This window comes from Natronorubrum aibiense, assembly GCF_009392895.1.
Classification (GTDB): domain Archaea; phylum Halobacteriota; class Halobacteria; order Halobacteriales; family Natrialbaceae; genus Natronorubrum; species Natronorubrum aibiense.
On the sequence record NZ_CP045488.1, the window covers coordinates 466676 to 490219 of the forward strand.

At 63.3% G+C, this 23544-nt stretch carries 20 protein-coding genes; 8 read left to right on the forward strand and 12 right to left on the reverse strand.

What is annotated here, in order from left to right:
• The 5 genes from GCU68_RS02385 to GCU68_RS02405 all read right to left on the reverse strand — a co-directional run bounded on the left by GCU68_RS02385 (position 1) and on the right by GCU68_RS02405 (position 4499).
• Positions 1–165, reverse strand: a complete 165-nt coding sequence (locus tag GCU68_RS02385) for a hypothetical protein (RefSeq protein WP_152938868.1) — start codon at positions 163–165, stop codon at positions 1–3.
• A 184-nt stretch (positions 166–349) separates the two neighbouring features.
• A complete protein-coding gene (locus tag GCU68_RS02390; RefSeq protein WP_152938869.1) occupies positions 350–1243 on the reverse strand; it encodes a dihydrodipicolinate synthase family protein in 894 nt (297 codons plus the stop codon).
• 45 nt (positions 1244–1288) lie between these two features.
• A complete protein-coding gene (locus GCU68_RS02395) occupies positions 1289–2086 on the reverse strand; it encodes an SDR family NAD(P)-dependent oxidoreductase (protein ID WP_152938870.1) in 798 nt (265 codons plus the stop codon).
• Positions 2087–2344: 258 nt separating this feature from the next.
• Complete coding sequence (locus tag GCU68_RS02400; RefSeq protein WP_152938871.1) at positions 2345–3010, reverse strand: SOUL family heme-binding protein; 666 nt, start codon at positions 3008–3010, stop codon at positions 2345–2347.
• A 688-nt stretch (positions 3011–3698) separates the two neighbouring features.
• Complete coding sequence (locus tag GCU68_RS02405) at positions 3699–4499, reverse strand: IclR family transcriptional regulator (RefSeq protein WP_152938872.1); 801 nt, start codon at positions 4497–4499, stop codon at positions 3699–3701.
• A gap of 406 nt (positions 4500–4905) precedes the next feature.
• Here GCU68_RS02405 and GCU68_RS02410 point away from each other — a divergent pair, with 406 nt between their 5' ends.
• The 6 genes from GCU68_RS02410 (at position 4906) to GCU68_RS02435 (ending at position 12607) form a co-directional block, all read left to right on the forward strand.
• Entirely contained in the window at positions 4906–6156 is a 1251-nt protein-coding gene (locus tag GCU68_RS02410) for a M20 family metallo-hydrolase (protein ID WP_152938873.1), read from the forward strand.
• A gap of 154 nt (positions 6157–6310) precedes the next feature.
• Entirely contained in the window at positions 6311–7879 is a 1569-nt protein-coding gene (locus GCU68_RS02415) for an ABC transporter substrate-binding protein (RefSeq protein WP_152938874.1), read from the forward strand.
• 69 nt (positions 7880–7948) lie between these two features.
• Positions 7949–8908 carry an ABC transporter permease gene (locus tag GCU68_RS02420; RefSeq protein WP_152938875.1) on the forward strand — a complete coding sequence of 320 codons (960 nt, stop codon included), beginning with the start codon at positions 7949–7951 and terminating at the stop codon, positions 8906–8908.
• Positions 8908–9831: an ABC transporter permease gene (locus GCU68_RS02425; protein WP_152938876.1), complete on the forward strand. Its 924-nt coding sequence runs from the start codon at positions 8908–8910 to the stop codon at positions 9829–9831. The genes GCU68_RS02420 and GCU68_RS02425 overlap by 1 nt, the downstream gene beginning before the upstream one ends.
• The gene (locus GCU68_RS02430) at positions 9828–11951 is read left to right on the forward strand and encodes a dipeptide ABC transporter ATP-binding protein (RefSeq protein WP_152938877.1); all 2124 of its coding nucleotides are present in this window, start codon (positions 9828–9830) and stop codon (positions 11949–11951) included. Before GCU68_RS02425 ends, GCU68_RS02430 begins: the two co-directional genes overlap by 4 nt.
• Positions 11948–12607, forward strand: a complete 660-nt coding sequence (locus GCU68_RS02435) for a DUF1028 domain-containing protein (protein WP_152938878.1) — start codon at positions 11948–11950, stop codon at positions 12605–12607. The genes GCU68_RS02430 and GCU68_RS02435 overlap by 4 nt, the downstream gene beginning before the upstream one ends.
• A 453-nt stretch (positions 12608–13060) precedes the next feature.
• On the opposite strand, the gene mutS is transcribed toward GCU68_RS02435, so the two are convergent.
• Positions 13061–15694: a DNA mismatch repair protein MutS gene (mutS, locus tag GCU68_RS02440; RefSeq protein WP_152938879.1), complete on the reverse strand. Its 2634-nt coding sequence runs from the start codon at positions 15692–15694 to the stop codon at positions 13061–13063.
• A 139-nt stretch (positions 15695–15833) separates the two neighbouring features.
• Between mutS and GCU68_RS02445 the strand changes: the two genes are divergently transcribed.
• Positions 15834–16664, forward strand: a complete 831-nt coding sequence (locus tag GCU68_RS02445; protein WP_152938880.1) for a universal stress protein — start codon at positions 15834–15836, stop codon at positions 16662–16664.
• A gap of 55 nt (positions 16665–16719) precedes the next feature.
• On the opposite strand, the gene GCU68_RS02450 is transcribed toward GCU68_RS02445, so the two are convergent.
• The 5 genes from GCU68_RS02450 to thiD form a co-directional block, all read right to left on the reverse strand.
• Positions 16720–17469, reverse strand: coding sequence for a universal stress protein (locus GCU68_RS02450; protein ID WP_152938881.1), 750 nt, complete (start codon positions 17467–17469; stop codon positions 16720–16722).
• The gene (locus tag GCU68_RS02455) at positions 17469–18890 is read right to left on the reverse strand and encodes an APC family permease (protein ID WP_152938882.1); all 1422 of its coding nucleotides are present in this window, start codon (positions 18888–18890) and stop codon (positions 17469–17471) included. Before GCU68_RS02455 ends, GCU68_RS02450 begins: the two co-directional genes overlap by 1 nt.
• 81 nt (positions 18891–18971) lie before the next feature.
• The gene (locus GCU68_RS02460) at positions 18972–19301 is read right to left on the reverse strand and encodes a tRNA-binding protein (RefSeq protein ID WP_152938883.1); all 330 of its coding nucleotides are present in this window, start codon (positions 19299–19301) and stop codon (positions 18972–18974) included.
• Between the two features lie 76 nt (positions 19302–19377).
• Positions 19378–20376: a TIGR03560 family F420-dependent LLM class oxidoreductase gene (locus GCU68_RS02465; RefSeq protein ID WP_152938884.1), complete on the reverse strand. Its 999-nt coding sequence runs from the start codon at positions 20374–20376 to the stop codon at positions 19378–19380.
• On the reverse strand, positions 20373–21728 hold the full coding sequence (thiD, locus tag GCU68_RS02470; RefSeq protein ID WP_152938885.1) for a bifunctional hydroxymethylpyrimidine kinase/phosphomethylpyrimidine kinase: 1356 nt from the start codon (positions 21726–21728) through the stop codon (positions 20373–20375). Before thiD ends, GCU68_RS02465 begins: the two co-directional genes overlap by 4 nt.
• Before the next feature lie 141 nt (positions 21729–21869).
• Here thiD and GCU68_RS02475 point away from each other — a divergent pair, with 141 nt between their 5' ends.
• Complete coding sequence (locus GCU68_RS02475) at positions 21870–22421, forward strand: cysteine hydrolase family protein (protein WP_152938886.1); 552 nt, start codon at positions 21870–21872, stop codon at positions 22419–22421.
• A gap of 24 nt (positions 22422–22445) precedes the next feature.
• On the opposite strand, the gene GCU68_RS02480 is transcribed toward GCU68_RS02475, so the two are convergent.
• Positions 22446–23462: an AIR synthase-related protein gene (locus GCU68_RS02480; protein ID WP_152938887.1), complete on the reverse strand. Its 1017-nt coding sequence runs from the start codon at positions 23460–23462 to the stop codon at positions 22446–22448.
• Positions 23463–23544: the final 82 nt, after the last annotated feature.

Genomic DNA, 23544 nt, shown 5'->3' on the forward strand with positions numbered 1-23544 from the left:
CTACTCAGTCCCGTATCCACGTCCGTACGCCAGTCCATAGAGGGCGGCCGGTGTCTCCTCAGCAGGCGTCTCCGTCAGTTCGTCGGCCGTACTTCCCGCGACCGTCACGCACCCAGCGGAGATTGTGGCGAGGACGTCCCGTCGCCGGAGCCCTGTACCGTTCATAGTAGCATCATATTTCGGGACTGCATAAAAATGATCATAGAACGGTCAGATTGACAGTAGTTCCCATGGCGCTGCCGACCAGCCTCTCGTCTCGAGGATGTCGCCGACGGCCTCGAGTCAGTGGAACAGTCAATAGGTGGTCCAGTGTCGGTCATTGAGTCACCGTTCACCCGCGATAAAAATATTAGTTTGCTGGCAGAAGCAGGTCGTCGACGGCGCTGCCGATCGCCGCCCGCTCGTCCGCGGGCACGGAGACGAGCGGCGGTCGAACGGAATCGGTCGGGAGTAGGCCGCGGTACTCGAGTGCAGTTTTCGTCGCCGGCGCGAAGCCGTAGCTGGCACAGGCGTCGAACAACGGAGCGATGGCGTCTTGTAACTCCTCGCCGCGCTCGGCGTCGAACGTGTCGTACAGTTCGGCGTACGCCTCGGGGACGACGTTCGACAACGCGTTCAGCCCGCCGTCGGCACCCATTCGGAGTGCAGGGACGAGCAGCGCGTCGTACCCCTGCAGCATGAGGAACTCCTCGGGCGTCTGCCGGAGGACGGAGAGGAAGTACTCGAGGTCGCCGCTCGAATCTTTCAGCCCGATGATGTCGTCGTGGGTGGCGACGGCCGTGAGCGTCTCCGGTTCTATGCGCCCGCCCGTACAGACCGGGATGTTGTAGAGCAACACGGGGAGCGGAGATTGGTCAGCAACCTGCTCGAGGAATTGCCGATTACCGGCGGGATCGTTCGCCGTATGGAAGTACGGCGGCGTGACGACCGCGGCGTCGGCACCGGCGTCGGCTGCGTCCTCGGTGTACGCGACTGCCTCGGCGACGCTCGTCGCGGCCGCGCCGGCGAGCACTGGCACCTCGCCGCCGGCGTGTTCGACCGCGAGTTCGTGGACGTGCCGTCGTTCCTCGCGTGTGAGACTGGCGAACTCACCAGTCGTGCCACAGGGAAAGACGCCGTCGATCCCGTGCTCGAGAAGGTGTTCGAGGGTGGCGACGAACGCGTCGTCGTCGATCTCGCCCGCGTCGTCGAACGGCGTGACGACCGGACAGGTGATGCCAGAGAGTGCGTGGTGGAGTTCCATACCACGATACTATCGCGGTGGCCGCAAAAGCGTACCTGCTCGTCGTTACTCGAGGCCTAGTCCCTGCGACATCGAGTTCCCGGCCCGCGGGACGCCTTTGACCGTCACCGTCTCGCCAGTCATGAAGGAGGCGGCGGGACTCGAGAGGAACTGGACGACGTCGGCGATCTCCTCGGGATGGCCGATCCGGCGGTCAGTCTTCTCACGTGGGGGCATAGACTCGCTGTCGATACCGAGCGTCTCGGCGACGCCAGGGGTCTGGATCAGGCCGGGCGCGACGCAGTTGATGCGGACGCCGTCGTCGGCCCACTCGACGGCCAACGTCTCGGTCAGGCGGATGATCGCCGCCTTCGCAGCGCCGTAGTGGCTCTCGCCGGGGGCTGCGTGCTGGCCGTTCACACTCGAGAGCGTGATGATGACGCCGCCGTCGCCCTCGCGCATAACCTCGCCGGCGAGCTGGGCGCAGTGAACGGTGCTCGTGAGGTTGAGGTCGAGAATCGTCTCCCAGCCGTTCGCCGAGATGTCCTCAAAGGGGGCAACGAACTCGCCGCCGGCGTTGGTGACGAGGATGTCGATGTCGCCGAACGTCTCGACGGTCTCGTCGATCAACTGCTGGACCTGCTCTCGCTCGCGAACGTTACATTCGACGGCGAGTGCCTCGCCCGTGTCCTCATCGTCGTTGATCCCCTCAGCCACCGGGCCGATACGATCCATCGATCGCGAGCAGATCGCCACGTTCGCGCCGCTCGCCGCGAGTGTTTCTGCGATCGCCCGACCGATTCCCTGACTTGCGCCGGTGACGATGGCCGTCTTCTCCGCCACGCCGTAGTCTGATTCGTGCATGATGTTACCTCTCATCTATTCAACTATAGTATTATTGGTGGAAAGTAAACTCGAGAAATATTGAACGCTGTTCAGTGCCGATGACATAATAGAAACCGATAGTCAACAACGCGAGCCACCCGACCGGCGGTCCCAGCCACTCGCCGGTCACACCGTCGGCCAACACGATTCACATACCGATTGGACACAAACGGTCGTCATCTCCGGCGACGGGCCGTGAGATGCGATGGGGCGCGTACTAATTGTTGTCCGACAGTATCAGTAGTCGACCGTCACAGCGACCTCGTTGCGGCGCAGAAACGGCGGCGTCCAGGGGTCGTTGTACTGCAACACCGTCAGTTCGTCACGCGCCTCGAGGCCGCGCTCCTCGAGTCGATCGCGAAGCGACTGACGTGCGCGTTCGACGCGCCGATCCGTCGCGTACCAGGAGAAGCGCCAGACGGCGACCGTCCGAGACGGTTCGGTAACGAGGCGAACTGCCGGATCGGTCGGCACCGGCGCGCTCTCGAGTGTATACTCCGGTGGCAGATAGAACGCCATCGACACGACGTCGGTCGTTCGATCCGTCCGAACCGGCGCTGTCATCGGAATCGATGTCCCGTCCTCGCCGTTCGTTTGGACCGGTGTTTCCGGTGGGACCGACTCGGCGCTCGTCGTGACTGGCGCGGTCATCGAGACTGCATCGCCAGCCTCGTTCTCGCCCGAAATATATTGAAAAAGCCGTCTAAACGCGGTGCGCCGATCCGGAGCCGTCGTCTCGATCAGCATCGTCGCCGGGTAGCGTCGCTGTTCGAACGCACCGTCGCGCTCGAGCGTCTCGAACGGCACCCGGTCGGTCGTCCTGATCACGTAGAGACCCCAGCCAATCCAGGCAGCGAGGAGACCAACGAGCACCGAGACGATTGCTGTGACTCGAGTTCGCATACACCGTCTACGCGACCGGACAGTAAAAACTCGTCAGTGGCGTACCCTGCTGTCGATGACGACCGGTCGAATTGCGACACTGACTCGAGGAGACCGACTCGTGTTTTAACACTAATCCGATAGTTTTATGGAACTACCAATATACAAAGAGATAGACAATTCCAAAAGAGCGCAGGTCTGCGGCTCGACTATAGGGTAAAATAGGGCTTTAGCGGCCGTTTTGAGTGTTTATGGCCGCAATTTTTCTTAGCCAATAGGTCGGGTAGTGCATTAGCAAATAAATAACGTAAAAGAGAGGCGATTTTCCAGTATAATTTGGATATTATTCTGGTAATTGCCATATATATGGTCGATCTCTCTCAAAAATTCAACTTCTCCATAACCATCAAACATCCCATTTCTATACAATAACTCTGATTTCGTAGTTGTATAGTAGTTTGTCTAATTGGAGAAGAACTACCGTCAATACCACAGTCACTGCGGGTAACCAGCTTAGTTGTCACAGTCCCTCGAGCATCTTCTGTTACTGTCGAGTCGGGTTCGAGTCCTCGGCCCGTTCGATGCGCGGTGTGGTGAGTGTTGTGCGTTTCCGAAATGCGAACGTTATACGGAACGGGTGCGAGGGTAGCCGAAACACGGCTGTTGGTTTACAATAATATTCTTGTAAAAATACGTGTGAACGCCGAACTCAGAGCGACCGACTCGCGTTGGACATGTTGATGCTCGCCTCGGTGACGTTCGCACTCTCCATGACTTTCTCCGGAAGCGTCTCATAGTATCGATCGCCGTTGAGTCGACTCGTCGGTCCAGAGACGCTGATCGCACCGAGAATCGTCCCGTTCGCGTCGCGGGTCGGTGCACCGACGGCTCGGATTCCCGTAACTTCCTCTTCGTCGTTCACCGCGTAGCCACGTTCTCGGATGGTCTGAATCTCCTCGAAGAGGGTATCGCGGTCGGTGATCGTGTTCTCGGTCTTTTGCACGAGGCCGTACTCGTCGATGATCTCGTCGACTCGAGCGTCCGGGAGGTAGGCGAGAACTGCTTTACCAGTCGACGTAAAGTGGAGGAAATCGGCCTTTCGCTCTTTGGTCGTGTGATAGGCGTCGCCGACGGCGTTCTCACCTGCGACCTTGTAGATATTCCGCTCGAGGCCGTGTTGTTCGCACATGAGGTGGACGTACTCCCCGGTTTCCTCGGCCAATCGATCGACCTGCTGTTTGCCGTGTTCGAACAGCACGTGTCGGTGCCGAATCGTCTTTCCGAGGTACAGAAACTCGAGGCTGAGTCGGTACGTGTCGTCGTCTTTCACGACGAAGCGCTTCGTCCGAAGCGTCGAGAGATACGAGTACGCCGAACTCTTCGAGATGTCGAGGTAGTCGGCCAGCTCCGTCACACCAGCGCCGTCGAGTTTTTCGAGTGCGTCGATGACGTCACACGCCCGAGCGACGGTTTCGAGCTGCCGCGGGCCCTCATCGTTTGTCTCGCGCATACGCACACGTGGGCCGCGAGCGGAATAGATGTTCGCATTTCGGGAACGCATGCCCGGGGTGGCACTTCAGTACGCTATTCCACAAGTGCTCGAGCACGACGCCGAACGCATGTTGATCTGACATCGGGCGATGGGGAACATTGACTGGCACGTACACCGTCTCGCACGGTGGTGATGTGATGTGTGTCACTCGGTTCCGTTGGTACCATACCGATCGCTGGAGACCAGCGATGGAGGTCATCGACGGGAGAACATATTCTCATTTCGAAAACGCACCGGTCGGTGACGCGCAGTCGCGCTGATCGCGAACGGTCCAGTGCTCCAGTCTGGAGTCGCTGTCGACACCGGGTCCGCTACGAAGAACGTAAACACTTAACAAAGCGGACTTCGGATCACGCATCGGACCATGCATGTCTCCAAGGGGAGGCTTCGGCGAGAGATCGAAGCTAACGCGCAGTTTGGCGCACTGTCCGACGTGGACGGCCACGGACGAACGACACTCACCGGCACGGACGCGAACCGGCGTGCTCGAGAACGGTTCGTCGATCGACTCGAGCAGGCGGGGCTCGACGTTCGGATCGACGCGGTCGGAAACATCGTCGGCCGGTGGGTACCGGAGGGGATCGATCCGGCCGCCGCGCCGGTCGCGACCGGCAGCCACCTAGACTCGGTCCCGGTCGGTGGAATCTTCGACGGGCCGCTCGGCGTCTACGGCGGCCTCGAGGCGGTCCGTGCGATACAGGAGTCCGATCGAACGCCGGAACGGCCGATCGACGTCGTCTGTTTCACCGAAGAGGAGGGCCAACGGTTCGGCAACGGACTGCTCGGCTCGTCCGTCGCCACCGGCAAGCGGTCGGTCGACGACGCGCTGGCGTTCGAAGCCGACGACGGAACGACCCTCGAGGACGCCCTCGACGAGATCGGCTTTCGCGGCGAAGGCCGAATCGACGCCGCCAAGTGGGACGCTTGGCTCGAGTTGCATCCCGAACAGGGAACGCGTCTCGAGGAGGAGGACGCAGCCGTGGGCATCGTCACGAACGTCACGGGGATCACCCACTGCTACCTCGAGGTCGACGGCGAAGCGGACCACGCGGGATCGACGCCGATGCCCGGTCGCGTGGATGCCCTCGCTGCAGCGAGCGAAGTCGTTCTGGACGTCGAGGAAGCCGCAAACCGGCTCGTCGACGACGAATCCGCGTCCGCCGTCGGCACGGTCGGAAAAGCCGTCGTGGAGCCGAACGCGACGAACGTCATCCCGGGACGGGTCCGACTCGGGATCGACATTCGAGACGTGTCGGCGGATTCGATTTCGACGCTCGTCAGTGCGCTCGAGGAGAGCGCCCGGCAGGTCGAACGGGAGCGAGACGTCGCGACGACTGTGTCGCGACCGTACGACGTGCCGCCGGTTCCCATGGCCGACCGCTGTCGAGAGGCGCTGCTCGAGGCCGGGGACGTGACCGACGTGCGAACGTCGCTCATGCACTCGGGAGCAGCCCACGACACGATGAACATCGCCAGCGTCACCGACGCGGGACTGCTGTTCGCGCCGTCTCGAGACGGAATCTCACACAATCCACGGGAGTGGACCGAGTGGGCCGACTGTGCTGCAGCGACCACCGTTCTCGCGGAAGGGCTTGCACGTCTCGCCGACGCATAACTCGCGGTCGAATCGAGAGCAGTGACGACGAACCGGCGCTCGAATCAGGGGTGTCGGCAGTCGGCACCCAGCGACAACTCGTGTCATTCTGCGTCGCGGGTCAGTCAATAAGGAAAACATTTATGTAATAGTATTCGCAACGCTGCAAGAGTATATGGGAGATACTGACAACCCAACCGATACGCCGTCTTCAGACGGTCCGAGCCGCCGGCTTTTCATGAAGGCCGCTGCGGCAGGCGTGCCGATCGCACTCGCAGGCTGTGCCGGCGACGTCGATGACATCGAGACGGACGGAGAGTTGCTGTGGGGTGGCAGCGTTCCGGTGCAGAGTCTCGATCCACACTTCGAAAGTGCCGCCGCAACCGCTCGCGTTCTCGAGAACATCACCCAGGGCCTCGTCAGAATCAACTGGGACTACGAACTCGAGCCGGCGCTGGCGGAATCCTGGGAGTACTCCGAGGACAACACGGAGATTTCGTTCTCGCTTCGCGAGGGCGTGTCGTTCCACGACGGGTCGGAGTTTACGTCCGAGGACGTGCTGGCCTCGTTCGAGCGCATCGACGAACGCGAGGGGCTCGCAGCCGATTACATGTCGCAAGTCGACTCGATGGACGCACCGGACGACTACACATTCGAGATGGTGCTGACCGAACCGTTCGCGCCGCTGCTGTCGCGAATGGCGACGTCGCACATGCACATCCTCCCCGCAGAACAAGCCGAACAGGAACAGGGCGCGTTCAGCGAGCCGATCGGGACCGGCCCGTTCCAGTTCGAGAGCATGGAGATCGACTCCGAGTTCGTCATGGTCAAATACGACGACTACTGGGACGACGACCTCCCGTATCTCAACCGCGTCACCAAAACCGAGATTCCAGACGACGACAACCGACTCAACACGTTCCGCTCCGGCGAACTGGATTTCATCAACGACGTGCCGCCGCGACACGCCGAGAGCCTCGAGGAGGATCCGGACGTCGACTTCATCGAGCGATTCCCGAAATCGCTCGTCTACCTCGGCGTCAACTGCACCGAAGAGCCGTTCGACAGCCGCGACGCTCGACTCGCACTCGAGTACGCGATCGACAAGGAAGAAGTCATGGAGGCCGCGCTGTACGGGCAGGGACAGGTCGCGACGAGTCCCGCCGCACCGGACAGCGAATGGGAACATCCCGACCTCGAGCCGCGACCACGTGACCTCGAGAAGGCCCAGGAACACCTGGAAGCGGCGGGCTACCCGGACGGCTTCGAGGCGTCGTTCAAGATCCCCCAACAGTACAACGATCAGGTCACCGCCGCACAGGTGATCGAATCCCAGGCGTCGGAGGTCGGGATCGACCTCGACATCCAGATGATCACGTGGAGTAACTGGCTCAGCGACGTCTACACGGACCAGGAGTTCCAGGCAACCACCAGTTCGTACCTGGGACTCTGGTTCCCCGACGCCGGGTTCCACCGCCCACTGCACTCCGAGGGTGCGTTCTTCTTTACCGGCTGGGAAGACGCAGAATACGACGACCTCATCGATAGCGCCCGACAGAGCTACGATATCGAGGAACGAGCCCCAATCTACCACGAGGCCGCCGAACTCCTCAAAGAGCGTCGGTCGGGCCACATCTTGCTGTACTGGATGCCAACACTGATGGCTCGTACGCCCAGCGTGACGGGCGAGATCATGTCACCCGACGGCTCGACGTTCAGGTTCGACGAAGTCCAGTTCGAATAACACCATCGGAAACACATGTACACGACCACTGAGACATGAGACACACACCCATCCCCGTCATGTATATAAATGGCGTTCGTTAATTACCTGCTCAAGCGGTTCGGCTTCATGCTCGTCACGCTGTTCTTAGTGACGCTCATCACGTTCGGCCTCACGAATATTTTGCCGGGCAACGTGGCGCTGTTGATTCTCGGACCCAACGCGACTGAGGCATCGATCGCACAGCTCGAGGCACAGCTCGGACTCGATCAACCGCTGTACGTTCAGTACCTGGAGTGGGTCGCCGGGCTGGTCAGCGGCGACATGGGGATGTCCCTCCGATACAACGTCCCCGTCTTCGACCTGATCGCGCTGCGGCTGCCACGGTCGCTGTTGCTCGCCGTCACGGCGACGGCCATTTCGGTGACCCTCTCGATCCCCCTCGGGATCATTGCGGCAGTGAAAAAGAACACGCCAGCGGATCTCACGGCCTCGATGGTCGCGTTCGTCGGCCTCTCGCTGCCGATCTTCCTGTGGGGGCTCGTGTTCATCTACGTGTTCGCACTCACGCTCGGTGGGTTCCCGACCCGTGGGTACGTCTCACCGATGGCCGACCCGGTCGCGTCGATCCACCACCTCATTCTGCCCGCCAGTGCGATGGGGGTCGCGCTGACGGCCTACATTATGCGAATGACACGCTCGAGTATGATCGACGAACTGAGCGAAGACTACGTCGAGTTCGCCCGGTCGAAGGGACTGAGCGAGCGCGCGGTCGTCCTTCGTCACGCGCTGAAAAACGCCGCGATCCCCGTGATCACGGTGGTCGCGTTCCAGTTTAGCTACGCCTTCGGCGGCGTCGTCGTCCTCGAGGAAGTGTTCTCCTGGCCGGGCATCGGACAACTGACGCTGACAGCGATCGAGAACCGTGACATCCCGCTGTTGCAGGGCTGTATCATCGTTATCGCGCTCATATACATGCTTTCGAACTTTCTCGCGGACACGTTCTACGCGTATGTCGATCCGCGAATCCGCTACGGAGGGTCCGAATAATGTCGACGAACCGGTTCCGGCTAACGGACGAACGCAAGGCCCACTACGGGCGATTCATCCGCCAGTTCCGCAACAACCAGAAGGCGATGATCGGGCTCGGCATAATCGTCGTGCTCTTTTTCGTGGCCATCTTCGCACAGAAGATTACTGTTCCGTACATCGATGTGACGATACAGCCGTTCTCGTTCGTGCCACACGATCCCGAGGCCACAAACGTCCAGAATCGAGAACAGGGCCCATCGATGGAGCATCTGATGGGGACCGACAATCTCGGTCGTGACATCTTCAGTCGCGTCCTTGCGGGAGCACGAATCTCGGTGTTGGTCGGCTTCACGTCGATCAGCATCGCGATGATCTTCGGGACGACGATCGGCATCGTCGCTGGCTACTATCAGGGACTGGTTGACGAGGGATTGATGCGGGCGATGGACGCGATGATGTCGTTCCCGCCAATCCTGCTCGCGCTGACGATTGTCGCCGTGATGGAACCGAATCTATTCAACCTGATCCTCGCGCTGGCGTTCGTCTACACGCCGTTTATCGCCAGGGTCGCGCGGAGCGCCGCACTCTCCGTTCGCAACGAATCGTTCGTCGAAGCAGCCGTCGCTCGCGGTGAGAGCGACACCTACATCATCTTCAGAGAGGTGTTGCCCAACTGCGTCGGCCCGTTGCTCGTGCAGGGGTCGATCAACATCGCGTTCACGATGTTGCTGGAAGCGAGCCTCTCGTTTCTCGGCCTCGGCGTCCAACCGCCGACGTCGTCGTGGGGGCTGATGATCAATCAGGGATGGGCGTTCATGGGCGATGCCCCGTGGCTCGTCTTCTTCCCTGCACTCGCGATCGCAATCGCAGTGATCGGCTTCAACTTACTCGGCGACGGCCTCCGTGACGTCCTCGACCCGAAGGGGGAGATCATCGAATGACCACCAACGCTACGACCGACCCACTGCTCGCAGTCGAATCGCTTCGCACACAGTTCAAGACCGAAAACGGCACCGTCACCGCGGTCAACGACGTCTCGTTCACCCTCGAGCGAGGCGAAGTGATGGGAATCGTCGGCGAGTCCGGGGCCGGGAAAAGCGTGACCGCGAAGTCGATCATGCGCCTCATCGACTACCCGGGTGAGATCGCCTCGGGCTCGGTCATCTTCGACGGCGAGGACCTCCTCGAACTCTCCGAAAAAGAGATGCAGCGCGTCCGTGGGAACAAGATTGCGCTGATCCCACAGGATCCGATGACCTCGCTCAATCCCGTGCTCACGGTCGGCCAACAGATCACCGAGACGATCCAACTCCATCAGGACGTCAGCGAGGACGAGGCTCGCGAAATCGCGATCGAGGCGATGGGCGAGGTCGAGATTCCGGACCCCGAATCGCGCATCGACGAGTACCCACACGAGTTCTCCGGTGGGATGCGCCAGCGCGTGCTCATCGCGATCGGCCTCGCCTGTGAGCCGGATCTCATCATCGCCGACGAGCCGACGACGGCACTTGACGTGACGACACAGGCGAAGATCCTCGAGTTGCTCAACGACCTCCGCGAGACGCACAACGTCTCGATTCTGATGATCACGCACAATCTCGGCGTCGTCGCCCAGACCTGCGACCGCGTCGGGGTCATGTACGCCGGGAATCTCATCGAGACGGGGCCGGTCGAAGCCATCTTCGACCGGCCGAGACATCCCTACACCCGGACGCTCATCGACGCGATTCCGGAAGTCGGCGCGGACCGAAATCGACTCTACGCCCTCGGTGGATCGATGCCCGATCTGCAGTCGCTACCTGATGGCTGTAACTTCGCCGACCGCTGTCCGCACGCGACCGATGACTGTCACTCCGGCGGCGATCCGGCGCTCGAGGCCGTGCCGGACGCCCCGGCGGGGTCGCACGCGGCGTGTTTCCGGACGGCCGAACTCGATCTCTCGGAACCCGGCACCGAAACGGTCGGCGAACGCCGCCACCGCACGCAATCGACGGAGCCGCTGCTCGAGGTCACCAACCTCAAAAAGTACTTCTCGGCGGGTGACGGGCTGCTCGGCAACCTCTCGCTCGCCCGAACCGACGGGGGCGGACTGACGCTCGAGCGTCGATACGTCAAGGCAGTCGACGGTGTGAGCTTCAGTATCAACCGCGGCGAGACGGTCGGACTCGTCGGCGAGAGTGGCTGTGGCAAGTCGACCGTCGCCAGAACGGTTATGCAGCTGCTCGAGCCGACCGACGGCGAAGTGTACTTCGATGGCCATCCGCTCCACGAGCTCGGCAAGTCCGACATCCGCAGCCTCCGCCAGGAGATGCAGATCATCTTCCAGGATCCGAAGAGTTCGCTCAACCCGCGCAAAACCGTCGGCCAAATCATCGGCCGCGGGATGGGAAAACACAACATCGCGACCGGGGACGAAAAACGCGAGCGAATCGAGGAGTTGCTCGAGCGCGTCGGGCTGGCGGCGAGCGATATCGACAAGTATCCCCACCAGTTCTCGGGCGGGCAACAACAGCGGATCGCCATCGCGAACGCCCTCGCCGTCGAACCGGATCTCATCGTCTGTGACGAACCCGTCTCGGCGCTAGACGTGAGCGTGCAGGCCCAGATCCTCAACCTGCTCGACGACATCCAAGACGAGTTCGATCTCTCGTATCTGTTCATCTCGCACAACATCAGCGTCGTCCAGCACATCTGTGACCGCGTGGCCGTCATGTACCTCGGCAAGATCGCCGAGTTCGGTTCCGTCGAGCAGGTGTTCGAGCCCCCGTATCATCCGTACACGGAGAGCCTGCTCTCGGCCGTCCCCCACGCAAATCCGAACCGAGAGACGAAGCGGATTCTCCTCGAGGGCACAGTGCCCAGTCCGATGAATCCGCCTTCGGGCTGTCCGTTCCACACCCGCTGTCCGAAGAAGTTCGGCGGGGAGTGTGAACGGGACGAACCACACGCGAAACCGGTCGACGGGGACGACGACCACACGATCGCCTGTCACCTCTCCGAAGCGGAAATGTCAGAGCCACTCACCCACCAGCAGTCGGATGCAGAGGTCAAACAGCCGTGACGTTCTCGCTCTGTGCGACGGTCGACGGCCGCCACGGGGCCGCCGTCGCGACGAAAGCGATCGGCGTCGGATCGACGGCCCCGTTCGTCTGCCGCCACGGCGCGGTCTGTACGCAAGCCATGACGAACACCCCGATCGGCGTTCGGGCGACGCGCCGACTCGCCGACGGCGATCCGATCGACGACGCCGTCGCCGCGTTGCTCGAGGACGACCCAGACGCCCCGCTCCGGCAGGTCCACGGCGTCGACCACACGGGCACGACCGTCGCGGTGACGGGTGACGCGTGTGAGACGTGGGCCGGCGACCGCGAGGGCGAGGGGTACACCGTCGCGGGCAACATGCTCGTCGACGAGGGCGTCCTCGAGGCGGTCGCCGACGCCTTCGAGACCAGCGCCGATCGGCCACTCGACGAGCGACTCCTCGTCGCGCTTCGGGCCGGTGAGGACACAGGCGGCGACAAACGCCGTGAGCACGCACAGAGTGCCGCGCTGTCGGTGTTCGATCCGGACGAGCCGCGACTCGAGCACGACCTGCGCGTCGACGAACACGACGACGCCGTCACCGAACTCGAGCGTCTCCACGACATCGCGAGTACCACGGGTGCCGACTGGGCGGAGCGGTTCCCGGCGGTCGACATCCAGCGGCATCCAGAGTGAGCACTCGGGACCGGCCGTCTCGAGCGCACACCGTCCGGAAGTGCAAAACGAGTTTCAAACGCAATCTGGAGAAATATATAATATATAATAGATAAGTTTAAAACCGACATATGTTTTCAAGTGAATTATTGGGTCGTTTAGAGCAAATTGTCGAAAAACACCTCTAAACACACGGTAGCCCCGAACAGATCTAATTAGTCTCCCGATCCGGAGGCGTTTCGAACTCGAACACTGTACCGATCTAAAGTGCCGCTTGAGGTGTTCTCTGCGGCCATAGGTCGATATCGCTATCCTGTGCAGGCAAATCGCGACATATTATAGTATATCGTATATTTTGGGATAAATAACAGAAATAATAACTATTCCGACCCCCATAGACTCGAGTCGTAGACATCGCTGTCTGACGGAAAGGGCGTAACTCGAGTGTTTGCTAGAAAACGGACGACGCGACGCTTACTCCCGCAGTTGCGCCTGCCACTCCTGAACTTTCGATAGCAGTTCGACTGGCGGTGTCGTGTTGACGTCGATTCCCTCGAGCTCCTCGAGCACTGCTTTCGTTTCTGGATCGATCGACTCGTCGTCTTCACGTGACCCGCCGCCGTCGGCGCTGGCCGGGCCGCGGAACTGGCCGCTCGAGACGTCGAACACCGCCTGGACGGGCTCGCTCGAGGCCCCACCTTTCGCTTCGATGGCTTTCTCCTCGCGCAGGCGCTCGAGAACGTCCCTCGAGCGATCGACGACCGGCTCTGGCACGCCGGCGAGGTCGGCGACGTGAATGCCATAGGAACGGTCGGTCGGTCCGTCCCGAACCGTCCGGAGGAAGGTAACGTCGCCGTCGCGTTCGTCCGCGGCGACGTGAACGTTGGCGACGCGGGGTAGATTTTCGGCGAGGCCGGTGAGTTCGTGATAGTGAGTCGCGAAAAGCGTCTTCGCCTGCACTTCGTTGTGGAGATACTCCGTGGCGGCCCACGCGATCGAGATCCCGTCGTAAGTCGCGGTCCCGCGGCCGACCTCGTCCAAGATGACCAGTGACTCCTCGGTCGCGGTATGGAGAATGTTCGAGAGTTCGCTCATCTCGACCATGAACGTCGAGCGACCCTGTGCGAGTTCGTCGAGTGCGCCCACGCGGGTGAAGATGCCGTCGACGAGGCCGATCTCGGCCTCGCGGGCGGGGACGAAACTCCCGACCTGTGCGAGCAGGACGATACAGGCCACCTGACGCATGTACGTCGACTTCCCGGACATATTGGGGCCGGTGACGACCAGAAAGCCCCGCTCCTCGTCGAGTTGGACGTCGTTCGGGACGAACTCCGTCGTCTGCTCGACGACCGGGTGGCGACCCTGCTCGATCTCGAGACGATCCCCACCGTGCAAGTCGGGCTTGACCCACCGGTTTTCGGCCGCGTGGGTCGCCAGACTCGCGAGCGCGTCGACGGTCGCGAGCGTCCGACCGACGTCTTGTAGCAGTTCGGCGTGGACAGCGACCTCCTCACGGAGGTCCTCGAAGAGTTCGTACTCGAGGTCGCCGCGTCGTTCCTCGAGACGCAGGATCTCACGTTCTCTGTCCTCGAGTTCGTCGGTCGTGAACCGTTTCGAGTTTTTCAGCGTCTTGATCTGCTCGTAGTGGTCGGGGACGCCGTCGGCGGCGGATTTGCCGACCTGAATGTAGTAGCCATCGGTCTTGTTCCGGTCGACCGTGACGTGGGAAAGGCCGTGCTGGCGTTTCTCCCGGTCTGCGAGCGTCTCGAGCCACTCGATGACCTCATCGTGGCGCTCGATGAGTCCGTCGAGTTCCTCGTCGTACCCGTACTGGAAGAGTCCCCCCTGTGTCACCGTCGAGGGTGGTTCCTCGGCGAGTGCGTCTGCGAGCGTCTCTCGAAGGTCTCGAGCGGCCTCGCGGTCGGGCTGGTCGACGATCGCAGCCAGCGGCGAGGCCGCCAGCTCGGGGTTTGAGTCGATGGCCTCGGCGAGGTCGGGGAGGACGCCGAGCGTGTCCTGCACCGAGAGGAGATCACGAGCGTCCGCGCTGCCGTGGGTCGCCTTCGAGGCCAGCCGGGCTAGATCGTACGCCTCGCTCAGCACGTCTTGTATCTCGTCGCGAACCAGCGGCGCGCCGGCCAGCGCCGCGACGCTTTCCTGTCGCCGCTCGAGGACCGAAAGCGAACGGCGGGGCCGCTGGAGCCACTCTTTGAGACGGCGGCCGCCGGCGCTGGTCTCGGTGTGGTCGATCGTCTCGAACAGCGAGCCGTCGCCGTCGCCGTGCATCGTCTCGGTTATCTCGAGGTTGCGCTGGGTCGTCGCGTCGAGGGTGACGTGGTCGTCGCCGTGGTGGGCCTGAATTCGGGTCATGGAGGCGAGGACGCCGGTCCCCGTCTCCTCGACGTAGTCGAGAATCGCCCCGGCAGCCGAAAGCGCTGGCTCGCCGACCGAGAGGCGATCGACCGTCTCCCGGCCGAACTGCTCGCGAACGGTATGGGCCGCGCGTTTCGGGGCGAAGCTCTCGGTCTCGTGGAGCGTCAGCGCCGCGTCGATGCGCTCGCGAATTAGTCCCAGCAGGTCGTCGTCGGTTCGCGTCTCCGGACCGGGTAACACTTCGACCGGGTCGAACCGGTACAGTTCCGTCAGCGCGTCGTCAGCGTCGGCGGCGTCCGTGACCAGAAACCGGCCGGTCGTTACGTCGGCGAACGCGAGGCCGTAGGGGTCCGAGCCGCTGCCCTCGACCACCGCAGCGAGATACTGGGCGTCGGCGTCGGTCGTCTCGAGGAGCGTGCCGGGCGTGACGACGCGGACGATCTCGCGTGCGTGGCCGTCGTCGGTCTCGTACTGGTCGGCGACGGCAACCCGGTAGCCGCGTTCGACCAGCGCCTTGAGATACGGCGTGAGATCAGCGAGTGGAACGCCGGCCATCGGGTACGACGAGCCGTGTGAGGATTTCTGGGAGACCTTGAGATCGAGTTCGTCGCTGACGGTCTCAGCGTCCTCGCCGAAGAACTCGTAGAAGTCACCACACTGCATCGCCAGCAGGTCGGCGTCGGTGGATTCTTTGAGCGAAAAGAACTCCCCGACGATCCCCGTCGCCTCTGTCATACCCGGTGACTGTCCTTCCATCGCTAAAACCCTGCGGGATCCGTGATGAACACGAGCCGTGTGATCGTCCACGATGACAGTCATCAACGCCGCGACAGAGTACTATTACGCTCCCTGCCCTAGAGGGGAGTAGTCCATAATGGCTGCTCCCCGCGATCATCGCGTCCTCATTCCGGTCGATGTCCTCGGTGGCGAATCCGTTCCCGCGACAGTCATCGAAGCGTTCGCGTCGGTTCCGGTCGTCCTGCTCGGCTATCGCGAACTGCCCGACCAGACCGGGACGGATCAGGCGCGCGACCAGTACGGGGCGCGCGCTCGAGCCGAACTCGAGGAACTTCACACCGCGTTCGAAGACGCCGGCTGTCTCGACGTCACCTCCCGGCTCGTCTTCACCCACGATCGGCTCCAGACGTTCGAACGCATCGCAGTCGAAGCGTCGTGTGATGCAGTCTTGCTACTCAACCCGGCCCCCGTACTCGAGTCGATCCTCGTCGCGATCCGCGGGGAGGTCAATCTCGAGCACATCGCCCAGCACCTCGAGACGCTGCTTGCCGGCACCGACCTCACGGTGACGTTCTTCCACGTCGTCGACGACGAGACGGATCGTGAGCGTGGCACCGAACTCCTCGACACCGCCGTCGCCGCGCTGGCCGATACCGGCGTCGACCGCGGTCGAATCGACAGCTCGCTCGTCGTCGACGGCTCACCGACGGCGGCGATTCTCGACGCCGCACGCGGCCACGATCTGCTCGTCGTCGGCGAGAGTCGGCCGTCGATTCGCCGGTTCATCTTCCGAGATCGAGCAAAGACACTGGCGAAGGGAACGGTCGATCCGGTGCTCGTGATTCGTGGTGAGTATCTCGAGGCCGACGACACCGAGCTGACGGTCGACGACACCGAGCTCCCGATCGACGGCGAGACGGACAAGTCGACAGCCGACGATGCGGACGGCCCTGACAACGAGTCCTGAACACGCTCGAGGCCCCGTCTCGCGGACCACTGGCCGACAATGCCCCCGAAGTCGGTCAAGAGTCGTCGACGACGTCGGACGGTGACGGCTGATCGGCGGCGTCCGCCGTGTCGTCACGGTCCGCCGTGTTCCGGACGACGAGCACCGGGCCGACCGACTCGGCGGCGACGCGTTCGGTCTCCTCGCCGAAGATGAGCGACCGAAGCGACGGCGCTCGCTCGCCCATGACGATCGCGTCGTGGTCGGCAGCGGCGTCGACGAGCGTCTCGAGCGGCGGTTCGTCGACCGCGAGTTCGGTCCGGACGTGGAGTCCCTCGTCGAAGAGGGTCACGGCGGCCGCCTCGAGGAGTTCCCGACCGGCGTGTTCGTCGTCGGTCGCGAGAAAGAGCGTGACGCCGATGTCGCGGTCACCGACGAGTTCGGTGACGAACGAGACGATCCGATCGACGGCGACGTCGCCCGTCAGGGCCACGAGTAGTTGATCGACTGGACCAGTCGCACCCGGGATGGCGTAGGCATCCGATCGCATCTCCGCAGCGATCCGATCGAACGTCTGTTTTTTGTTGTGGGTGAAGACGAGCCGATAGTCGGCAGTGCCGTCGTCGGCCCCGAATTCCGCCGCGAGATCCTCGAGGGCGGCAGTTGCCTGCGCTTCGAACTGCAGCCGCGCCTGATCGGGCGGCGTCTGTTCGGGCAGGACGTGATAGCCGAGTACAGTCACGTACATCGGCTCGAGCAACGTCGTGAGGCCGGCCGAGACCGATTCGCCCTCCAGAATCGCCAGTGGAACGAGTATGCGTGTCATTAGAGTTTCCCCTTGAGCGTCACGTCTCGGGCGTAGTAGAAATACCACCCGGCGGTGACGAGCATGATCGCGAGGCCGATGAGCTGTGAGGCGGGCTGCATGAACCCGATCAGGGCGAAGCTGGCGAGCGCCCCGAGCGCCGGGACGATGGGGTAGCCCGGCACTCGAAAGTCGGGATCGTACCACTCGGGCTCGTTGCGACGCAGCGCGATCAGTGCGACGCAGATGAGCCCGTACATAATGAGATGCAGGAAGGAGGCGACCTCGGCGAGCAGTTCCACCTGTCCGGTCGCCGTCAGCACGAGGATCGGCCCGCCGGCCATCCCCAGTGCGACGTGTGGCGTGCCGTAGCGAAGGTTGATCCGGCTCGCCCGCTGTGGGAGCAAGGCGTCCCTCGAAACGGCGTAAATTGAGCGAGACGTGCTGAGCACCGACGCATTGGCGCTGGACATCGTCGCGAGCAGCCCGCCGAAGACGATCGCAAACGCGCCGGCCGCACCGAGATAGTGGCGACCGACCTCGACCATCGCCGTCTCGCCGAGTTCCGCGAGGCGGTCGCTCCCGAGCGCGCTCGTCGAGACGAAGATCGTCACCACGTAGAGGACACCGACGATGAGCACCGAGCCGACCATCGCCAGCGGCAGGTTCCGGCCGGGGTCTTTCATCTCGCCGGCGACGGTTGCCACCTGCGCGAAGCCGAGATACGATGTGAACACGAGCGCCGCAGTCGTCAGTATCGGCAACGTCCCGAACGGTGCGAACTGTTCGGGTGCGGATGGCTCGCCGACGATTCCCGCCGCATCGAGGCCGCCATAGCCGAGGAAGACGACTAGGATCGAGAGCAACAGGGCGACGATCCCGTTTTGGAGCTTTGCAGCGTTTTCCGTCCCAGTGACATTCAACACGGTAAACCCCGCGCCGAACAGCACCGCGATCGGGATCACGAGCTCGTTTCCGACCGCGATTCCGAGTTCGGCGAGCGTGTCGACGGCGTAGAAGCCAAAGCCGACGAGATAGAAGGCCGTCGCGAACACCAGCCCGAACCACAGCGAGAGCCCGACAACGGCTCCCGCGAGCGTGCCCAGCCCGCGCGAGATGAAGTAGTAGCCGCCGCCGCTTTTGGGCATCGCCGTCGCGAGTTCCGACGCCGGTAACGCGACCAACAAGGCGACGACGGCTCCGATCGCAAACGACGCTGCCGCGGCCGGTCCGGCGTTGCCCGCTGCGAGCCCGGGAAAGACGAAGATGCCCGCCCCGATCATCGTCCCGATCCCGATCGCGAGCCCGCCAGTGAGCCCGATCGTTCGCTCGAGTTCGGCGTCGTCAGTGATCGTCGCCTCGTCCGTTTCGATCGTTGGCTCGACCTGCGGAGACTCGCCTTCGATGTTGGTCCCCTCGGCCGACGGCGACGTGTCACCCATACTGGCCGTGATTCACGCCGGGCCTATATTGTTACTGTTGACTACAGATGGGTGGAAACGGGTCGCCGCCATCGTCGGCGATCAGAACAGGACCCCGCCGAGTGGCACGTTCGTCTCTGGTTCGACGAGGACCGGGTACCCCTCCTCGTCGGGGACGCCGACGGTCAACACCTCGGATTTGAAGCCAGCGATCCGGACCGAGCCGAGCGTCGTCGCACAGAGTACCTGTCTCCCCTTGAGTTCCTCGGGTTCGTAGTGGTGGTCCAACTGTCCCGCCGACTGGACCTCACCGTGGTCCTCGCCGAGGTCGATCCAGAGCTTGGTCATCTTGGGCTTGTTGGCCTCGGGGAACGCTTTCGCCTCCAGCACCTCGCCGACTCGAATCTCGGCGTCGAACGGACTGTCGACCATGCGTCGTGGTATTCTCTGCCGCGAAAATGAGTCTTCCCGTTGCGGCATCCTGACACAAAACGATCCGTGGCCACCCTCACGCGAGCAGTTCGTCCGCCAGCAGCGCCAAGCTATCGTCGCCGTCGTCGGCCGCGTTCGGTATCGCGAGCATGACGGTCTCGATGCCCACGGTCGCGTACGCGTCGAGTCGCTTGCGAACCTCCTTGGGGGTCCCCGTGGGAGCCGTCTCGAGGTAGCCCGCGAGGAAGAACTCGCGCGGCTCACTGGGCTCGTCGGGCAGGACCTCGCGTTGGAACTGCGCGCGCTTTTCCTCGGCCTCGGCGGTCGTCTCGCCGACAAAAACGAACAGTTCGGCTGATTTGCGAATCTCGTCGTAACGCGCCTCGCTCTCGCAGTGCTCGCGGAGCACGTCGAGTTTGTTCGCAAAGCCCTCGGGCTCGAGCGTCCCGTAGTTCCAGCCGTCGGCCAGCGCGGCCGTATATCGGAGCGTGAACTGTTCGCCGCCACCGCCGATCCAGATCGGCGGGTGAGGCTCTTGGACAGGCTGCGGTTCGCAAAAGGCGTCCTCGAGGTCGATCTCGAGATGTCGTCCCTCGTGGCTGTAGGAATCGGTCGTCCACAGCCCTTGCAGGATCTCGACCGTCTCGGCGAGTCGGCGGAGTCGCTCGGCCGGCGGCTCCCCGAACTCGTAGCCAAAGCGGTCGTACTCGGCTTCGTACCAGCCCGCGCCGAGGCCGAGCTCGAGGCGGCCGTCGCTTACGTGGTCGACCGTCGCGGCCATTTTCGCCAGCAGTGCGGGATGGCGATACGACTGGCTCGTGACAAGCGTCCCGAGTCGGATTCGGTCGGTCGCCTCGGCGACGGCACTGAGCGTCGTCCAGCACTCGTGGGTGTCTCGCCGCGGCTCGCCGATCCACGACTGGAAGTGGTCCTCGAGCCAGACGGCGTCGTAGCCACGCGTTTCGGCCTCGAGGGCCGTTTCCCGAACCGTCTCGAAGGTGGTCCCGTACTGGGGGAGGATGATGCCGACGTCGAGGTCAGTTGCGGCCCCGTCTCCAGTCTCGGCGGCGGTCATTCGGTCACCTCACGGTCGAGCGCCAACACCCGATCGGCGAGCGTCTCGGGATCGCTCGCAACGAGTTTCGTCATCGCTTCCTTTCCGACATCGCCACGGTCGAGGATGGCGACCGGCGGCTCTGTCCGGCCCTCGAAGACCTGGCGTGCGCCCCAGCCCATCGTGCTCCCCTCCGCGTCTTTGGTGGGCTCCTCGTCCCGGTCGTACTCGGCGACCGGCCACTTGAGTACCTCGAGTGCGTCTTCGACGTCCGGACCGAATCGGCAGTTGACCGCGAACCGGAGGTCGGGAACGAACTCGCGAGCCGAGAGCAGGAATCGGGCGACGTGGCTCGAGGCACCGAATCGAACGCCGCGATTGGGCTGAACCCCCGACAGCGTTCGCGTGATACGGCCCTCGACGGCCGCCGTCTCGGCGACGGACTCGGCGTAGGGCGTCGCACCGACGACGTTCATTCCGACTTCGGGAACGAGCGCGGAGACGTCGGCGGCGACGAGGCGGTCGACGACCGACTGGACCGCCTCGGCCGTGGGCTCTCGGTGGGCCGCGTTCCGCAGTTCGACCGTGTGGTTGACCGCGCCCGGGCCTTCGCCGACGTCGGCGTAGTACCGAACCGCACGAGCGAGAAAGTCGGTCGCTCCCTCGACGGCGACCTCGAGCGGTTCGCCCCTCGCTAACCGGGCCGTGATCGCGGCGGCAAGCGTACAGCCGGAGCCGTGGGTTGCGTCGGTGTCGATCCGCGGATGGTCGAACGTGCGGCTCCCGTCGTCGGTGACGAGCAGATCGCGAACCGTCTCACCGGGGACGTGTCCACCCTTGAGCAACACCGCGTCGACGCCCGTCTCGAGGATTGCCTCGCCCGCCTCACGAGCCGTCGCCTCGTCGATGACGTCGATCCCAGTCAGGACCGCGGCCTCGTCGGCGTTGGGTGTCGCAAGCATCGCTTCCCCCAGCAAGGTTTCGTAGGCGCGTTCGGCTGCTGGCTCGAGCAGGCGATCGCCGGACGTTGCGACCATCACGGGGTCGACGACCAGCGGAAATCGAAAGTCAGCAGCGTGGTCGGCGACAGTTTCGACGATTTCGGTCGTCGCGAGCATCCCCGTCTTCGCCGCGCCGACGTCGAAGTCGTCCGTGACGGCCTCGAGTTGGGCTTCGATCTCCTCGAGCGGGAGGACATACGAAGACTCGACGCCGCGGGTGTGCTGGGCAGTGACGGCGGTGATCGCGGACGTCCCGAAGACGTCATGGGCGGCCATCGTCGCGAGGTCGGCCTGAATCCCTGCGCCGCCGCCGGAGTCACTGCCGGCGATCGTCAGCGCCACGGATCGGCTGTCGGGTGCGGGCGTTCTCATGTGAGTGAGTATTCCGCGGTTATACTAAGCGGTGATGGTCGGGAGGTCGGCGTCGGTCGCGGTCGGTACACGCAGCCGTAACAGTCGGGGAAACTGTGTTGTACCCCCAAGCAATATCGTTCGCTCGAGCAAACGGGGAGTATGGGAGACGCTGTCATCGTTTTGGATATGTTGAACGACTTCGTGACCGGCGAGATCGCTGCCGACCGCGCCGAGAACATCATTCCGACGCTCCGCGATGAGTTGCTGCCGGCGGCGCGCGAACACGGCGTGCCGATCGTCTACGCCAACGACGCGCACCGACCGGAGGACTTCGAACTCGAGGTCTGGGGCGAACACGCGATGCGCGGAACGGAGGGGGCCGAGGTGATCGACGACCTCGAACCCGAGGCTGACGACCACGTCTTCGAGAAGCGTTTTTACGACGCGTTCTTCGAGACGGGGCTGGACCAACACCTCCGGAGTCTCGGTGTCGATCGACTCGTGATGACCGGCTTGCACACGAACATGTGCGTCCGCCACACGTCCGCGACCGGCTTTTTCAACGGCTACGAGATCGTGGTCCCCGAAGATTGCGTCGACGCGTTCACGGAAGAGGACCATCAAGACGGCCTCGACTACTTGGAGCGCGTCTACAACGCCGAACGCACGACCGCATCGGAGCTCATCGAGGAGTGGGAAACCAGCGAGTAGCCGTCGGCAGCGCCGGAATCCGCGTTACTCGTCGGCTGCGTCGGCCAGTTCGGCATAGGCGTCCCACGACGGGTCGACGCTCGGGTGCTCGAGTCGCTCGCCATCGACGAACACGCCTGAACCGGACTCGACACCCCCGATTTCAGCGACCACGGTGTCGCGGTCCTCGAGTGCGTCGCGAACGGCGTCGACACTGTGAGGATCGACCGCGAGCAACAGCGAGCCGCTGCTGGTCGCCGCCCACGGATCGATCTCGAGGGCGTCACACACCTCCTGTACGCCGGGGCGCATGGGGACGGCGTCACGGTCGATGACGAACCGAGCATCCGCGCCGGCGGCCATCTCGTTGAGTGCACCGGCGAGACCGCCCTCGGTCACGTCGTGCATCGCCGTCACCGTGCCCGCGGCTGCGGCCGTCATCGCGTCTCGAGTACAGTAGACCTCCTCGAGTCGGGCCTGTGCGTCGGCGACGACATCGTCGGGAAGCTCGAGTTGATCGCCGAAGAGGGTGCTCAAGAGTCCAACGGACTCCACGGCGGGGCCGGTCGTCAGGAGGAGTCGGTCACCAACGCCTGCGCCGTCGGGGCGGACGAGTTCGTCGTGGTCGCCGACGCCCATCGCGGTCGCCGCGCCGACCCACGGATGCGACGAGTCCGAGTAGCGGGCGGTGTGGCCCGTGACGACGGCGACGCCAAGGTCGGCACACTCCTCGTGGATCGTCTCCCAGACCGTCGCGAACTCGTCGTCGGTCATCGTCTCGGGGAGGGTAAAACAGATCGAGAGATGCGACGGCGAGATCCCGCTGACGGCCACATCCGCGAGGATGAGATCGAGGGCGAATCGGGCCGCCCGCTCGAAGCCGAGCGCCGGCAGGATCGAGACGGGGTCGGTCGCGGTCACCAGTGCCTGCCCGCCGATATCGACGACGCCGAAGTCGACGCCGTGTTGCGGGCCGACTGCGACGTCGTTTCGCTCCGCACCGAGGTTCGGCGCGATGTGGCGGTCGAAAAACGAACGGTCGATTTTGCCGAGGTCGCTCACGCTCGAGTGGTCCGACCGGGTCGTCTTAGCAGTGCTGATCCTCGAGTCGCCAGTCCGTCCGGTCGATAAGCGCCCAATTCGA

What these genes read in the sequence shown, in the direction of transcription:
- GCU68_RS02385 (WP_152938868.1), bottom strand. Translation starts at nt 165, where the DNA reads ATGAACGGTACAGGGCTCCGGCGACGGGACGTCCTCGCCACAATCTCC.
- GCU68_RS02390 (WP_152938869.1), bottom strand. Translation starts at nt 1,243, where the DNA reads ATGGAACTCCACCACGCACTCTCTGGCATCACCTGTCCGGTCGTCACG.
- GCU68_RS02395 (WP_152938870.1), bottom strand. Translation starts at nt 2,086, where the DNA reads ATGCACGAATCAGACTACGGCGTGGCGGAGAAGACGGCCATCGTCACC.
- GCU68_RS02400 (WP_152938871.1), bottom strand. Translation starts at nt 3,010, where the DNA reads ATGCGAACTCGAGTCACAGCAATCGTCTCGGTGCTCGTTGGTCTCCTC.
- GCU68_RS02405 (WP_152938872.1), bottom strand. Translation starts at nt 4,499, where the DNA reads ATGCGCGAGACAAACGATGAGGGCCCGCGGCAGCTCGAAACCGTCGCT.
- GCU68_RS02410 (WP_152938873.1), top strand. Translation starts at nt 4,906, where the DNA reads ATGCATGTCTCCAAGGGGAGGCTTCGGCGAGAGATCGAAGCTAACGCG.
- GCU68_RS02415 (WP_152938874.1), top strand. Translation starts at nt 6,311, where the DNA reads ATGGGAGATACTGACAACCCAACCGATACGCCGTCTTCAGACGGTCCG.
- GCU68_RS02420 (WP_152938875.1), top strand. Translation starts at nt 7,949, where the DNA reads ATGGCGTTCGTTAATTACCTGCTCAAGCGGTTCGGCTTCATGCTCGTC.
- GCU68_RS02425 (WP_152938876.1), top strand. Translation starts at nt 8,908, where the DNA reads ATGTCGACGAACCGGTTCCGGCTAACGGACGAACGCAAGGCCCACTAC.
- GCU68_RS02430 (WP_152938877.1), top strand. Translation starts at nt 9,828, where the DNA reads ATGACCACCAACGCTACGACCGACCCACTGCTCGCAGTCGAATCGCTT.
- mutS (WP_152938879.1), bottom strand. Translation starts at nt 15,694, where the DNA reads ATGACAGAGGCGACGGGGATCGTCGGGGAGTTCTTTTCGCTCAAAGAA.
- GCU68_RS02445 (WP_152938880.1), top strand. Translation starts at nt 15,834, where the DNA reads ATGGCTGCTCCCCGCGATCATCGCGTCCTCATTCCGGTCGATGTCCTC.
- GCU68_RS02450 (WP_152938881.1), bottom strand. Translation starts at nt 17,469, where the DNA reads ATGACACGCATACTCGTTCCACTGGCGATTCTGGAGGGCGAATCGGTC.
- GCU68_RS02455 (WP_152938882.1), bottom strand. Translation starts at nt 18,890, where the DNA reads ATGGGTGACACGTCGCCGTCGGCCGAGGGGACCAACATCGAAGGCGAG.
- GCU68_RS02460 (WP_152938883.1), bottom strand. Translation starts at nt 19,301, where the DNA reads ATGGTCGACAGTCCGTTCGACGCCGAGATTCGAGTCGGCGAGGTGCTG.
- GCU68_RS02465 (WP_152938884.1), bottom strand. Translation starts at nt 20,376, where the DNA reads ATGACCGCCGCCGAGACTGGAGACGGGGCCGCAACTGACCTCGACGTC.
- thiD (WP_152938885.1), bottom strand. Translation starts at nt 21,728, where the DNA reads ATGAGAACGCCCGCACCCGACAGCCGATCCGTGGCGCTGACGATCGCC.
- GCU68_RS02475 (WP_152938886.1), top strand. Translation starts at nt 21,870, where the DNA reads ATGGGAGACGCTGTCATCGTTTTGGATATGTTGAACGACTTCGTGACC.